Source organism: Cryobacterium sp. N21 (assembly GCF_002929575.1).
In the GTDB taxonomy this organism is placed as follows: domain Bacteria; phylum Actinomycetota; class Actinomycetes; order Actinomycetales; family Microbacteriaceae; genus Cryobacterium; species Cryobacterium flavum.
The window spans coordinates 1-12,801 of sequence record NZ_PJJQ01000026.1; the positions used below are offsets into that span (position 1 = coordinate 1).

Annotated in this window: 13 protein-coding genes and 1 pseudogene; 4 read left to right on the forward strand and 10 right to left on the reverse strand. The window is 60.5% G+C overall.

From position 1 onward, the window contains the following. Positions 1 to 122 precede the first annotated feature (122 nt). Positions 123 to 662, forward strand: coding sequence for a putative immunity protein (locus CXY77_RS03135; RefSeq protein WP_104129662.1), 540 nt, complete (start codon positions 123 to 125; stop codon positions 660 to 662). Positions 663 to 682: 20 nt separating this feature from the next. Here the strand turns inward: CXY77_RS03135 and CXY77_RS03140 are convergent, their stop codons facing one another. After that, positions 683 to 1,228 (reverse strand): DUF6578 domain-containing protein, encoded by a 546-nt coding sequence (locus CXY77_RS03140; protein WP_092341939.1) that lies wholly within the window; start codon positions 1,226 to 1,228, stop codon positions 683 to 685. A 145-nt stretch (positions 1,229 to 1,373) separates the two neighbouring features. On the opposite strand from CXY77_RS03140, the gene CXY77_RS03145 reads away from it, so the two are divergent. Then, entirely contained in the window at positions 1,374 to 1,895 is a 522-nt protein-coding gene (locus CXY77_RS03145; RefSeq protein ID WP_255409976.1) for an AAA family ATPase, read from the forward strand. A 44-nt stretch (positions 1,896 to 1,939) separates the two neighbouring features. Here the strand turns inward: CXY77_RS03145 and CXY77_RS03150 are convergent, their stop codons facing one another. Next, the gene (locus tag CXY77_RS03150) at positions 1,940 to 2,659 is read right to left on the reverse strand and encodes a nucleotidyltransferase domain-containing protein (protein WP_092341941.1); all 720 of its coding nucleotides are present in this window, start codon (positions 2,657 to 2,659) and stop codon (positions 1,940 to 1,942) included. Between the two features lie 295 nt (positions 2,660 to 2,954). On the opposite strand from CXY77_RS03150, the pseudogene CXY77_RS03155 reads away from it, so the two are divergent. After that, positions 2,955 to 3,170: pseudogene (locus CXY77_RS03155) on the forward strand (MFS transporter); the annotation flags it as partial. A 441-nt stretch (positions 3,171 to 3,611) separates the two neighbouring features. Here CXY77_RS03155 and CXY77_RS03160 read toward each other — a convergent pair. Continuing rightward, complete coding sequence (locus CXY77_RS03160; RefSeq protein ID WP_104129664.1) at positions 3,612 to 5,816, reverse strand: MMPL family transporter; 2,205 nt, start codon at positions 5,814 to 5,816, stop codon at positions 3,612 to 3,614. A 72-nt stretch (positions 5,817 to 5,888) separates the two neighbouring features. Continuing rightward, positions 5,889 to 6,488, reverse strand: coding sequence for a TetR/AcrR family transcriptional regulator (locus tag CXY77_RS03165; RefSeq protein ID WP_158252763.1), 600 nt, complete (start codon positions 6,486 to 6,488; stop codon positions 5,889 to 5,891). A gap of 457 nt (positions 6,489 to 6,945) precedes the next feature. On the opposite strand from CXY77_RS03165, the gene CXY77_RS03170 reads away from it, so the two are divergent. Then, positions 6,946 to 7,215 carry a hypothetical protein gene (locus CXY77_RS03170; RefSeq protein ID WP_104129666.1) on the forward strand — a complete coding sequence of 90 codons (270 nt, stop codon included), beginning with the start codon at positions 6,946 to 6,948 and terminating at the stop codon, positions 7,213 to 7,215. Positions 7,216 to 7,478: 263 nt separating this feature from the next. On the opposite strand, the gene CXY77_RS19845 is transcribed toward CXY77_RS03170, so the two are convergent. The 6 genes from CXY77_RS19845 to CXY77_RS03200 form a co-directional block, all read right to left on the reverse strand. Further along, entirely contained in the window at positions 7,479 to 8,075 is a 597-nt protein-coding gene (locus CXY77_RS19845; RefSeq protein WP_140425470.1) for a hypothetical protein, read from the reverse strand. A gap of 306 nt (positions 8,076 to 8,381) precedes the next feature. Next, positions 8,382 to 9,575: an MFS transporter gene (locus tag CXY77_RS03180; RefSeq protein ID WP_104129668.1), complete on the reverse strand. Its 1,194-nt coding sequence runs from the start codon at positions 9,573 to 9,575 to the stop codon at positions 8,382 to 8,384. A gap of 173 nt (positions 9,576 to 9,748) precedes the next feature. Continuing rightward, on the reverse strand, positions 9,749 to 10,345 hold the full coding sequence (locus CXY77_RS03185) for a TetR/AcrR family transcriptional regulator (RefSeq protein WP_104129669.1): 597 nt from the start codon (positions 10,343 to 10,345) through the stop codon (positions 9,749 to 9,751). A 57-nt stretch (positions 10,346 to 10,402) separates the two neighbouring features. Continuing rightward, entirely contained in the window at positions 10,403 to 11,215 is an 813-nt protein-coding gene (locus CXY77_RS03190) for an SDR family oxidoreductase (protein ID WP_233197195.1), read from the reverse strand. 8 nt (positions 11,216 to 11,223) lie between these two features. Further along, positions 11,224 to 11,760 carry a cupin domain-containing protein gene (locus tag CXY77_RS03195; protein WP_092112320.1) on the reverse strand — a complete coding sequence of 179 codons (537 nt, stop codon included), beginning with the start codon at positions 11,758 to 11,760 and terminating at the stop codon, positions 11,224 to 11,226. Beyond that, positions 11,757 to 12,746 (reverse strand): methionyl-tRNA formyltransferase, encoded by a 990-nt coding sequence (locus CXY77_RS03200; RefSeq protein ID WP_104129670.1) that lies wholly within the window; start codon positions 12,744 to 12,746, stop codon positions 11,757 to 11,759. Before CXY77_RS03200 ends, CXY77_RS03195 begins: the two co-directional genes overlap by 4 nt. Between the last annotated feature and the right edge of the window lie 55 nt (positions 12,747 to 12,801).

Here is a 12,801-nt window from a genome sequence, read left to right on the forward strand (position 1 = left end):
GACCAGCTACGGTCCCCCCACTGACCCAGAATCTGGGCGCTCGGCAATCGGCCCGATTGGCCGCGGATCCGTCGCGCAGGGGGTTCCCTTTCTGGGCTTCGCAGAAATGAGAAAATTGGATAATGACTGTGGGAACCGGCGATTTCGAGTTGACCATAGACGAACTGCGAGTCGTGGCACGCTTTGTGGTGGAGGCAGCAGAGGAAGTGCTTCCGGTGTTTGAGGCCGCCCATCCAGATGACCCTCGGCCACGCGCGGCCGTCGACGCTGCGTGGGAGTTTGTCAACGGCGCAAAAAGGACCAACCTGCAGCGTGTCACAGCTTCAGACGCACACCGCGCCGCACGAGAAGCCGCCACCGAATCAGGACGGCTTGCCGCTCGCACCGCGGGCGACGCCGCAGCCGCCGCCTACCTGCACCCAATTGCGAAAGCCACTCAGGTGAGTCACATCCTGCGCGGTCCCGCAAGTGCGGCGCGTATCGCTGAGTTGGTCGCGGGTGACAATCCCGAGGTTGGCGACAACTTCGTTGCGCGAGCCAAAAACCACGCCACCCCAGGCCTGATTGATGTTCTCAGCCGTTATCCAAACGCACCAACGGGAAAGAGTCGCGTCGATCACCTTATGAGCAAGTTGGACTCCAAGCTACGCAAATCCCGCTGAGGGTTCCGCGAGCGGACACCTTACGGATGCTCCTGGACGTCGACGAGCCAGCCCTCCAGTGAGCGTCGGTGTTGCTCGGGCGGTAGGACAGCAAACTCTTCGTCGTCAGGTTCGGCGTCCTCATCGATGCGCAGCCGAACGCCCTGAGCCGGGGCCAACATCGCTGTATTCGCAACTGGCACGATCTCGATCATGTATCGAGAGGGCAAAGTCCCCAGGAACGCACCATTACCGAGGTCGCGGCCAACCATCGGCCACTCGTCGCCGTCCGCCGGCATGATCGATTCGTGCGGCGCGCCGTGGCCGGGCCGACGTAGCGACCGACGCTCGATGACGTCCTGCGTGACCGCGTGCACTGCAAGGACCCTGCCGCGCACACGATCGGTGAACTCTTCCTCATGGTGCGACTCCATCGCGTCCACCGTGGCCATGAGTTCCGGTCCGAGCATGTCAGCGAGACCAGCATGCGGCGTTCGCGTCTCGATACCGAAGTCGACCTCATCGCCGATGGCAAAAGCATCGCCGCAGCACGCCCATTCCCATTCCGTCAGCCACACGCGCGTCATAACCCCACGCTAGTCCAACGCCCAAACAGCGACTCGGCCTGCGCTTTAAGGGATCCACGACCGGAACGTTGCAGCTGTCCCGCTCAGGGTTCCTCTTACGGGCGCGCCATGAAGGATACTTCTTGGCATTAGAGTTCAGTTCATAATCGTTTGGCTCAACGGCACCCATGGGGCGGGAAAGACGACGACGAGCGAGTTCGTGCAGCAATTACTGCCCGACGCGCGCGTCCTCGACGCCGAGAAGGTCGGCGAGGTGCTCAGAGACATCAAGCCGGGACTTCCTGCAACGGACAACTTCCAGCACTGGGAGCCGTCGCGACCGCTCGTTGTCGAAACCGCTCGGCGCGTGCTCGAGTACACCGGAGGCACACTTGTGATGCCGATGACTGTCTTGGTCGAGAGCTACTGGCGGGAGATCAGCGGTGGTCTTACCGAGCACGGCATACCGATCCACCATTTCGTCCTCCACGCCGACCAGGCAACGCTCCGCGACCGCATACAAAACGACAAAGACCTCGGCCCCTCGACGTTCCGCTTCGAGTACTTGGAGCCATACGCCGAGGCAGCTCATACCTGGCTACACAAAGAAGCCGAGGTCATCGACACCACACACATCACAGCGGACCAAGCCGCGCAGCAGATCGCGGATTCAGTGCTTGATCGCTGAGAACGCGGAACATCCGGCATCCTTGATGCCCGGTGAAGGATCGCTTACCCAACCTCGCGGGAGCCTCGGGTATGCCCTTCCTGCAACGGTCCGCCGACGCTTTCGAGGACCTCCTGTGCGATGCGGCAGAGCTCCTCAGATGTTCGTGGAACTGACTCCGCCCACTGGACGAGACGCTTCGCAGTCGGATCTTGGAGATTCCCGAGGCGTCGCACCAGCCACTTGCCGCTCCCAAGCCAGCTGCGGTTGGCGAAGAGCAGCAGTTCCCCGGCGCGCGTGTAGACGTCCGCGATGATGGCGAACTCCTCTCCGGGATCCGGGCGTCCCTGGAGATCATCGATGGCTGCCGTGAGCCCGTATCGCAGGTCGGCTTTCTGTGTCGCGCCGATCGGCTCCGGGCCTGCGGCCATCACCCCTTGCGCACGGGCCTGCAGCAGCGCCGTTGCTCCGTTGTCAACCAGTGGGATGCCGCCAGCCCACATATCCAAGGCGACAGGCCGGCGCTGCTTCGCCTCCAAGGCGAACCACTCATCGATGCCCTCGGGGCCGTAGACAAACGATTCGACCAGCCAGCCGTCGTGTCTGAGCGTTTCTGCGAAGCTCGCCGGACGGTCGTCGTAGTAGACCACGATGTCGAGATCAGAAGTTCTGGTCCCGCGGCCGAGCGCGATGCTGCCGGCTAAAACGGACGCTGCCGCCTCGGGGTGTACCTTCCTGACGAATGCTTGAGCCGATTTGAGGGCCCCGTCCAGTGCCGAAGTCATGCCTTGAGCCTAGGGCGACACCAACGAGCGCCGCTGGGTCGAACCGTGAATGCGCCCGTTCACGGATCCTCTTTGAGGCAATCGTCCCGTACGGGGTTCCACCTGCGGGATTGACGACAGTCGCTTTGGGGGTCAGGGACAGACAGGCGTGAACGTTCGTGAGTCGTTCGGCGTTGAGCACTTCAGAACAGCCGTGTCACCTGAATCGATGCTCCGCGCGAACAGGATCAAGGTGACTGCCAAGACCATCAGGACGAGTGCAAGCACGCTCTTTGCGATCACTGGGCTCAGAAACCCCATCCTGTTCGCCGCCGCCGGACTCAGCATCGAACGCATCGGTATCCTGGCCGCCGTCTACCCGGCCGTTTGGGGAGCGGGCCAGCTGATCACCGGCGGGCTCTCCGACCGGATCGGCCGCAAATGGCTCATCGTCGGCGGGATGATCGTGCAAGCTGTCGCCTTGGGAATGGTCGCCGCCGGGGACAGTTTTGGCATCTGGCTGGCCGCCGCATCCGGAATCGTTGTTGCCGTGCGGATGCGCGGAGACGACCACCCCTGAGTGGGCATCACCTGCGCACGAGCGTGACGCTCGTGCGCAGCGCGTATCACACGGTCAAATCAGATTCCGGTCACCACCAACCAGCCCGGCCCAAGATGGTGCAAAGAGCGGACGATCAGCGAGAGACAAGACTCAAAGCAACGGCGCCACCGACTTGGCGAGCTCTCTATGGTGGTATTCCCGTAAGACCCGTTATCCCGACATCGGCCTAGGACCTCCCGAGAAATAACGCGGTGAAGGCGGGGCGGCAAACGGACGCAGGGAAGCTGCCTATAACCCTGGGGATATGAGCAGTCTCACATCTCCCATATTTTGCCGATACGGATCGCCGGAATCTCTCTCTCGCCCCGCCTCAAGCTGGAAGCTGTCCTCCAGGGGCAGTTCAATGCTTCCTCAACCCCGTCCGAGCGTTGCAAGGAGGGGTTCGAGATCGGGGCTGGACTCGGACTCGGCTGACAGATGACGTTTGGTGCGCCCCCATGCACCGCGGCCCGCGATTGCGAGCAGCGCGGGCACGAGCACCAGCATCACTACGAGGGCGTACACGGCGACGGACATCGCCAGGCCGAAGCCGAACATCGTCACGGTGCGCTGGTCGTTGAGAATGAAGCTCCCGAAGACGACGACCATGACGGATGCCGCAGCCAGGATGACCCTGGCCGTCGCTGCCAGGCCGTTTTGGACTGCCCGGTCGGGATCTCCCGTGCGGGCGAGCTCCTCCTTGACGCGGCTAAGTAGGAACACGGTGTAATCGGTGGAAAGCCCGAACAGCACAGCGAAGAGCATTACCGGCACGAACGATTCCACTGGGCCGGAGGACACCCCGAGCAGGCCGGCGGGCCACCACCCCCATTGGAACACAGCGACGACGGGTCCGTAGGCGGCGCCGACAGCGAACAGGTTCATGATGACAGCCATGGCCGCGATGAACGGCGCCCGGAACTCGATCAAAAGAACGATGAAGGCCAGCACGACCACGATCAGGACGAACCAGCCGATCTGGGCCAGAAGCGTGTCGGCCAGGTCTATGCTCGTGGCTGTTGCCCCGCCTACGTGGGAGACCGCGTCCGGCAGCACGGTCTCGCGCAGGTCGTGCACCAGCGTTTCGGTGGCGGCGTCATCCGGCGAGCTGGTTGGGATCACCGTGTACAGCACGGTCGTCCCATTCTCGGCCAGCCGTGGGGGTGTGACAGCGCTGACGCCGTCCGTTGCCGCCAGTTGGGTGCGCACGGCCATGCTCGCGGCCTGGTTCTCGGCCGGCGTGGAGTCGGCGCCGAAGTCGACCGTGACCAAGAGCGGGCCGGCCCAGCCGGCACCGAAGCCGTCGACGATGAGGTCGTAGGCCTTGCGCTGGGTGGTGTCGGCGGCTTGGGATCCACCGTCTGCCGTACCGAGGCGCAGCGACAGCAGCGGCAGAGCCAGAATCGCCAGCACGAGCACGGCGGCCAGCGCCGAGACCCAGCGACGACGCTGGATGCCGCCGACCCAGCCGCGCCAGCCCGACGCGGGCTGCGTGTGGGGGGTGCTCGCGGCATCCGTCGTCAGGGCCGTCTTCTTGCCGATCTTGCGCACCCGGACGCGGTCCAGGTTCCGGCCGAAGATGGCCAGCAGCGCCGGCAGTAAGGTCACTGCGGCGAGCATCGTCGCGCTGACTACGATGGCGCTGGCGAGCCCGAGGGATGAGACGAATGGGATGCCGATGGCGTAGAGGCTGAGGATGGCGATGATCACCGTGGCGCCGGCCACCAGAACGGAACGGCCCGCAGTGGTCATGGCCGCTTCGATGGACGCGTTCGGGGCCAACCCCTGGGACATCCCCTCGCGGTGCCGGGTGACGATCAGGAGGGCGTAGTCGATGCCGACGCCGAGGCCGATCATGGCGGCCACGATCGGACCGGACGTGCCGATCGTCACCGTTAACGCGATCATGGAGATCGCGGCGATCCCGATGCCGAGGGCCATGAGGGCGCTGACCAGGGTGACCAGCATGGCAAACAAGGAGCCGAACACGAGGAGCAGCACCAGGGCGGCGGCGAGCAGTCCGTAAATCTCGCTTCCCGACGGTCCGGACTCGGCCTGAGCGGCGGAGCCGCCGAATTCAACCTGGACTCCGGCATCCTGCACGCTGGCAAAAGCGGCCTGCGCTTCGGCCACGATCTCGACCGGAATGTCCTTGGCCCGTTCGGTGAACTGAATGGTCACCATCGCCGTCATTCCGTCTTCGGAGACCATTGGCTGGGGCGGCCCGTAGGGCGACCGAACAGCGGCGACGCCGTCGAGGGCGGCCAGCTCAGCCACGGCCTCCTCCACCGCGGTGCGGGTGGCCTCGGATGTGACGGGCGCGGCGGCATCCGTGCTGTGCACGATGGCCTGCATGCCGTCACCGGACAGTTCCGGGAACTGCTCGCGGAGGGTGTCATAGGCGGCCTGCGAGTCAGTGCCGGCGAGAGTCAGGTCGTTGCTGAAGGTGCCGCCGATCGCCCGGCTTCCGAACAGGGCGCCAACCAGCAGCACCAGCCACAGTGCGACCACTATCCAGCGGTAGCGGATTGAGATGCGAGCGAGTGCAGAGAGCACGGGAATCCCATCACGGTTCATCGAGTCGGCAGCACCATTCGGGCTACCGAACCGAGACTATATGAAATGAGACAATGCTGTCTAGTTTCGTGCCTAAGTGTTCGTGCCGCTCGGGTTCTCTGCCGCGATCCCGCCGACCAGGGTACGGAAGATGAGGTCGGACACGTCGCCGTCGGAGTGCTTCATGGTCGGAGCGGCGCGCACCGCGGCGATGAGCAGCGAGGCCATGGCCGTGACGATCCACTCCGGTGGCAGGTCGGCACGGATGTCACCTTCGAGCTGACCCCGCTTGACCACTTCAACCACGGGGGCGAGAACCTGGTCGCGCTGGGTGAGGAATCGCGGACTGGCGTCGGATGCCTTCATTAGGATGATGCGAAAGCGCATCCCGTGCTTGCCCAGCGCACTGATGACGCGCTGGAGTACTTCCAGGGCGCTCCCATCGTCAAGGCGACACGCGTGGAGGGTCTCCGACGCGCGGGTAAGGGCTTCCGCCTGGATGGCCTTGAGCAGGGTTGGCCGGTTGCTGAAATGGCGGTAGAGGGTGGCACGGGTTAGGCTCGCGGCCTGCGCGACATCCGCCATCGAGGAGTCGGGGTCGCGGGCAAGCACGTCGGCCGCCGCCGCGAGGAGTGCCCGCTGGTGGCGTTCCACGTCGATGCGCGGAGCGGCTGGCTGTTTAGAGTTGGGCATGGTGCCTTTCCGGAGAGTTCGTCGACCTCGACGATGTGATCCGTGGTGGGCCGTTGCCGGCATGCAGAGGCCCGCCGACTGTCCTCGGGAGAAAACGATACGTGCCTGTCATATTCTATTGTCAAGCTTCTCAGTGGGACGGGTCCCTTGGCTCGACCTCGCCCAGCCGGCACTCTAGGTCGAGACACCCGCGTACCCAATCAGCTTCATCATTGAGGCCTCCCGATGTCTTGCAACCGTCCTTGCCTACCAGAATGGGAGCGAACGGTAAAAACACACGTTGCGAGACATCCCCATGCGGCTCGAGACACTGCACACATTGCCCGAGCACATGTCGGTAGGCTCTGCTCGGCTCAGCAGATATTCATGTCGTGCGTCGGGATAACGTCAATGGTTGCGCCCGTCAAGTTATTGAGACAATCTGAGGCTCGCCGCCGGGATTGATCCGGCCTTTCTTGTGGAGATCGGCTGGGATGCCACCTCGATGGTGTTGTTTCTGCCCGCAGGACATCGGCTGATCGCCCGGCCTGTCTGCCGGGCGACGGGGTGCGCAGTCACGGCGCCGGACCGGATGCACATCCGCGTGAGCTGCCGCCGCCGCCTCGACGATGCCGGGATCAGCGCCGAGAACATCGCCCTGCTCCCGGTACGAGAGCGACCGAAATGCCCGCAGCAGCTCAACCTTCTCGTTGTCGAGAATTTTTTAGAGGAATCGTATAGTCTGTGAGGCGTCCCGTAATTCAGGCATTAGTCGGTGGCGCTGTTGATCTTCACTTTTTAGTAGACCCCCGACGAAGAGGGCACACTGTCCGGGACAGTCTGGGCAACTCAGACGTCGCCACCGCATGTAGCATCGGCCGGAAAGCGCCCCGCTTGTCCTGGCCGCCGACAATCAGGCTTGGATCGCGGCAGCGGCCCCGGTTCATATTCCGCAGCGGAATCCAAATGAATCGAGTCGAATAGGTATCAGCGAATACTCGGCTCTACTAGTTACTCCAACAAGTTCTCGTCAAGAACCGCCGCAATCCCCCATTTTTGTTCTTCGTGTTGGCGGCTAATTCCCAACTCACCGCATGCTGACCAAATAAAGTCGCAGAATCCATCTGGGCCACAAACAATCACCGCTGAATACCGATGTCTACGGATCATCTGTTCGATATCAACGGGAATCGGGCGCCCCTGCACCGTGGAGTTCCATAAATAGAAACTTCGGGGCCCCCGGGCAGCCGACCGCTGATAGGCGTGGTGAATCGCCGTCGTAGGAATTGCAGCGCAGTCCTCCTGCTTTCCGAAGAAAACAATATCTGCGTCGACCGTCAGACTATGCTCCGCGACTCCACCAATCATCGATATTCCTAAACCAGCAACGAGACGGAGAACCGAACCACTCAGGTTTCTAAAACGATCGATAATTGATGGGAATGGTTGGGATATCCATGCAGCGTCACCGACTTCCGATCGAAGAGCCAAAGCATCCGCAACCCCTCCGCGCCGGTTGACACGTGTCAGAATACTGATTTCACCGCCAGGACGTGAGCTGAGAACAGTGAAATAGGAGGAGCGCTCCTCGTGTCCATGCTCGGACATGCGTATTCTCATGGTTTCACCGGCACGGATTTCATTTCCCCTGGTTGTGCGGAGGCGCAGAAGAAAGCATGTCGGGCCGAGCCTAGTGCGCTGAACTAGGTGTGCCCGGTTTTCCTGACTGTTTTGCACGGTAGTTCTCCCACGTTCAAGGTCATTGGTGCAGGTGCCTAGCCGCAGTTTGCTGGCTGATAATCCCGAACGGTGAAGGATCGAGAATTCCTAATTCATGCCGAGCGATCGCGCCTTGTCCTGACAGGAGTCAGGCACGCTGGATACGTGCCCAGAGAGAATGCGGATTGTGACTAGCTAGTTTTCGGCGGCAGCTAGTTCAGGAGTTCCGGATTCGGCCGCCGTCTCCCGACAGCTGCGAGATCTGCCTAGGACTGCCGGGACCATCGCAATGATTGCAAGAACCGCGAGGCCAGCGCCAACCCAGAGCGGGGCCCTGAGCCCAGAAGCACTGATCCCCAAGCCACCAAGCCAAGAACCGACAACAACCCCCAAGGTGATGAACGAAGAATGCGCGGTGTTGACGAGGGCACCCGTATTGCCGGCCAGCTGGACACGCGTGATCATGGCCGGGTTCAAGGTAATGCCCACCAGCCCAATACCAATCATCCCGATAATCGCCGGTAGCGGAACCTGGGCGAAGAGCGCAAAGCCGATCAGGAACACGATGTTAAGCAGCAGGCCGATGACTATCACTGTGATCGTGTGCGACTGCGCGAGTCGACCAACTATAATATTGCCGACCACGGTCGCTGCGCCGTATCCAAGCAGTAAAAGCGGGACGACTGACTCGGAGAAACCGGTGACTTCCGTAAGAATTGGCGCAAAGTACGAAAAAGCGGCGAAGGTTGCCCCAATGATGAGCGTCGACGTTGCCATGATGAACCACAAACGAGGACTGCGGAATACCTGGATTTCTGCGCGCAGGCCGCCTGCGTTCTTTGGCGCCAGATTGGGCAGCGCCAGCATTGTCGCGACAGCGATGATCACGGTCAGGACGGCGATCGCAAGGAATGCCGCTCGCCAACCTAACTGGCCGCCAATAAGCGTTGACAGCGGCAGTCCAAGTGCGGTGCCGAGCATAAGCCCCTGCAGCGCAAGGCTCGTTGCACGTCCGCGCACCTCGGGAGCGGTAATCTGGGCGACGGCGGACAGTGCGACGCCAAAGAAGGCTCCCGAAGCCGCTCCGGTGATGAGGCGACCGGCCAGAATCGTGCCGTAAGACATCGACAACGCGGCTAGTCCATTTCCAATCAAGAAGACTATAAATAGCGTGAGCAGGGCCCTTTTCGTGCTCATACGCATCACGGCAAGGGTGAGGGGCGGACCGCCGAGTGCCATCGCCAGGGCGAACGCAGTGACGAGATAGCCGATCTCTGGGATGCTCGCGCCAAGATCCCTCGACATCTGCGGCATTAGTCCGCTGACAAGCAGCTCGCTGCAAACCATCACGAAGATTCCGAGCGACATAAGGTAAACGGGTTTTGGCATTGGTTGTTCCTCCTAGGGCGACTTGGGGTATTGAATAGTTCAGTTCAGAATGACGATGAGCGAGTCGGCAGTGATTGACAAGCATCGCAATGCTTCCGCTTGCTAGGTGACGGGATTGAAGCTTGAGATGAACTCTTCCGCGTCAGGTAACAAGTGCTGCAGTGAAGTGCAAACTAGTTGGCGAGAGCGTGGAGCGCGATCTCGGCAAGAGCGTCCAGAATTCTCTTGTTTGCGCCTGATTGTGCCGAGACTCGCATTCCCGAAATGACAGTCGTTATATACCAAGCGGTTTCGCGAGGATCCCGCTCTTTGTTGATCGACCCATCGGTTTGCCCAATCTGCACCGCGGCACTTAACGCTGCGATGCGCTTCTGCAGGTCGGCATCGATGAGGTGGGCAATCTCGGCATTGCGAGCAGCAATGGATGTGATGGTGTTGACAATAAAGCAACCGAAGCCATTGCCAGAGGCACGGCTGGCAATTTCATCCTCCGCAATGGCCGTCAAGAGTATTCGGAGACGCTCCAGGCCACTCTTCCCGGGAACCTCAAGAAACTTGTCTTGCCTAGCTGTCGTTGCTGCAATGTAATGCACCAATGACAGCCGGAAAAGTTGTTCCTTGGACAGAAAAGTATTGTAAAGACTACTTCTGTTTAGCCCCATAGCCTCGCAGAGATCCGCCGTGGAAGTACCGTCGAAGCCTTTGGCCCAAAACACTTGACATGCATCAGCCACCGCTTGGCGTTCATCGAACTGACGCGGTCTTCCCATTGGCCCACACTAGCATTCTGAACGAATCTATCCAAAACCCTAACGTAGATGGGCATTTTATGCGTTGCGGCCACCGTCGACTCCAAGCCGAGCCCCTGTCGTGAACGCTGCTCTCGGCGAAGCGAAGTACAACACCGCATCGGCGATCTCTTCTGGGCTCGCGAATCGCCCAAATGGCGACGTTGCTTTCTGCTCCGCGGAGTTTGGCCCGTCCTCAGGATTCATGGAAGTGTTTGTAGCGCCTGGAGCGACTTCATTTACAGTGATCCCGCGTGGCCCGAGGTCCCGGGCGAGGGCTTTAGTCATTCCGGTAATGGCGGCCTTGGACGTCGCATAGATCGTATAGCCAGCACCCGGTACCCGATCGCCGACGCAGGAGCCAATGTTGATGATCCGACCTCCCCTGCCCAGATGGCGTGCGGCAGCTGCTGCAGCAAACAAGGGACCACGCACATTTACGTCAATGATGCGGTTTGCGAGTTCCGGATCAAGCTCATCGATCATGGCCAATTCCGGGTCAAGAATTCCCGCGTTGTTGACCAAGATGTCCAGGCGTCCCAGAAGTTCGGCGGAACGATCGACCACGGCGGCTACCGCTGCTGGATCACCCGCGTCTCCTTGGATCGCTACGACTCGACGCCCTGTCGCCGTTCCAATGCTGCGCGCGGTTTCCTCGGCCGATACAGAATTGGAATGGTAGCCAAGGGCTACGTCGGCGCCTTCCTCGGCGAGTCTGAGGGCGATAGCAGCACCGATTCCTCGGCCTCCGCCCGTTACTAGCGCAGCTCGTCCATTCAGTTCGCCGTGATTGCTCATCGTTACCTCTTTCAAAGTCGTCTTTGGTGGTTCGCTCTCGCGTTGCCTATTCATCCTGAAGGTCACTCTGTGGTCGGCGCTTCAAACAGTTCAGGTCGGAATTGCACCTGCACCGAGCCGTATTTTTCACCGACGTCGTTGATTCGCCCGTCATCGGCCGGGTCTCTTGGTGGCGCCTGACGACCTTCGATGACAGGGGATCCTGCTTCAAAAAAGAATCCCTCGTAGTAGCCTGGCGTGAAGATCAGGAGTTGCTTAGCAGGCAGGGCGCCATTGTTGCGGAAAGCATGTACCGTACCTCTCGGTATGAATACGAAGTCTCCAGGCCCAGCCTCGTAGCGATTATCTTCTGCCATAATTTCGAGCACTCCATCAATGACATAAAAGGCTTCGTCTTCGACATCATGAGTGTGTGGTGGCGGACCCCCGCCTGGGGGCACGGATGCTTCAATTAGCGTCAGTGCTCCCCGCGATTGTTCCCCGCCTACCTTCAACGTATAGACGTCCCCGTTGAGCCAGACGCGTCTTCCTTCACCACGCGGCAGATAAAACTCTTCAGGCTTGGTTTCAGTAGGTCGCTGATTCGGTGGCACGCTCATGCCAGACTCTTCGATCCGCTTGCAACGGATTCGTCGACGACAAGGCGCTGCCCGTCGACAAGCCGTGCACTTTGGGCGGGAACTTCTACTTCCCCTATGCCTATGGTCGTGATGCGTAGCCATTCATCTGCACAACCGACATACACTCCATCCACTGTGCCCCGAATCAGACCAGGAACAAGCTCACTTTGGGGACTACTCGTTCCTGACGGGGCGACCGACAGGATCTTTATCCGGCTTCCGTCCAAAGCCTCTGCAAATGCACCTGGGTGCCGGTAACCTGCTCGCACGTGGCGAGCAACAACTTCGGCCGGGTAGGCAAAGTCGAGCCGGTACTCTTTGGACCCCGGGCGGCCAAAGTAGGTGCGCTCGCCGAGGTTTTGCTCCCGACGTGTCAAAGAACGCTTCGCTAGGTTCGGAATCAAGTCGAGAAGCATGAGCACATTCGCGCGCTCTTGGAGAGTGCGCAGTTCGATTGCTGTCTCTCGACCGGTCAGTGGAGTCTTGTGCTGGGAAATAATCGCGCCGGTGTCGAGCCCTGCTGCCAACTCGATTGCGGAGACCGCCCCTTCAGTCTCGCCGTTGCGTACCATCCAATAAAAGGGTGCAAGACCTGCATAGAGTGGGAGTTGGCTCGGATGGAAATTGATCGATGTGACTTTTGGGACTTCAATTAGGCCTTTTTTGATGACCTGCTGGAAATTTGCGACGATCAGGTAATCAGGTTCCAGCCACTTGACTGCCGATACGGCTTCCGGGTCGTTCACGCTGGCAGGTCGAAGAACCTCCACGCCGTATTTCTTTGCCTGATCTTCTAGGTCCACTGTTTGCGTGTCCCCAATGAAATAGTCGCAAAGGGTCGCTGGTGGACTTGTAACAACTGCTGCTAGGTCAATCAATGGATGATGATGAAGCATGTCCAGAAACGGCGAGCCGAGTTTGGAGTTAACTTCAGAAAATAAAACGACCCGTGCGGTCGAAGCCACGACGTGCCTCCTTTCTTACTTAGCAGCACCATTCTTAATTCGTGGCGCTGCGGAT

Excerpts from the sequence above, each read along its gene's own strand:
- CXY77_RS03165 (WP_158252763.1), bottom strand. The coding sequence starts at position 6,488 with ATGCCCAACTCTAAACAGCCAGCCGCTCCGCGCATCGACGTGGAACGC.
- CXY77_RS03160 (WP_104129664.1), bottom strand. The coding sequence starts at position 5,816 with ATGAACCGTGATGGGATTCCCGTGCTCTCTGCACTCGCTCGCATCTCA.
- CXY77_RS03140 (WP_092341939.1), bottom strand. The coding sequence starts at position 1,228 with ATGACGCGCGTGTGGCTGACGGAATGGGAATGGGCGTGCTGCGGCGAT.
- CXY77_RS03185 (WP_104129669.1), bottom strand. The coding sequence starts at position 10,345 with ATGGGAAGACCGCGTCAGTTCGATGAACGCCAAGCGGTGGCTGATGCA.
- CXY77_RS19845 (WP_140425470.1), bottom strand. The coding sequence starts at position 8,075 with ATGTCCGAGCATGGACACGAGGAGCGCTCCTCCTATTTCACTGTTCTC.
- CXY77_RS03190 (WP_233197195.1), bottom strand. The coding sequence starts at position 11,215 with ATGAATAGGCAACGCGAGAGCGAACCACCAAAGACGACTTTGAAAGAG.
- CXY77_RS03195 (WP_092112320.1), bottom strand. The coding sequence starts at position 11,760 with ATGAGCGTGCCACCGAATCAGCGACCTACTGAAACCAAGCCTGAAGAG.
- CXY77_RS03150 (WP_092341941.1), bottom strand. The coding sequence starts at position 2,659 with ATGACTTCGGCACTGGACGGGGCCCTCAAATCGGCTCAAGCATTCGTC.
- CXY77_RS03180 (WP_104129668.1), bottom strand. The coding sequence starts at position 9,575 with ATGCCAAAACCCGTTTACCTTATGTCGCTCGGAATCTTCGTGATGGTT.
- CXY77_RS03135 (WP_104129662.1), top strand. The coding sequence starts at position 123 with ATGACTGTGGGAACCGGCGATTTCGAGTTGACCATAGACGAACTGCGA.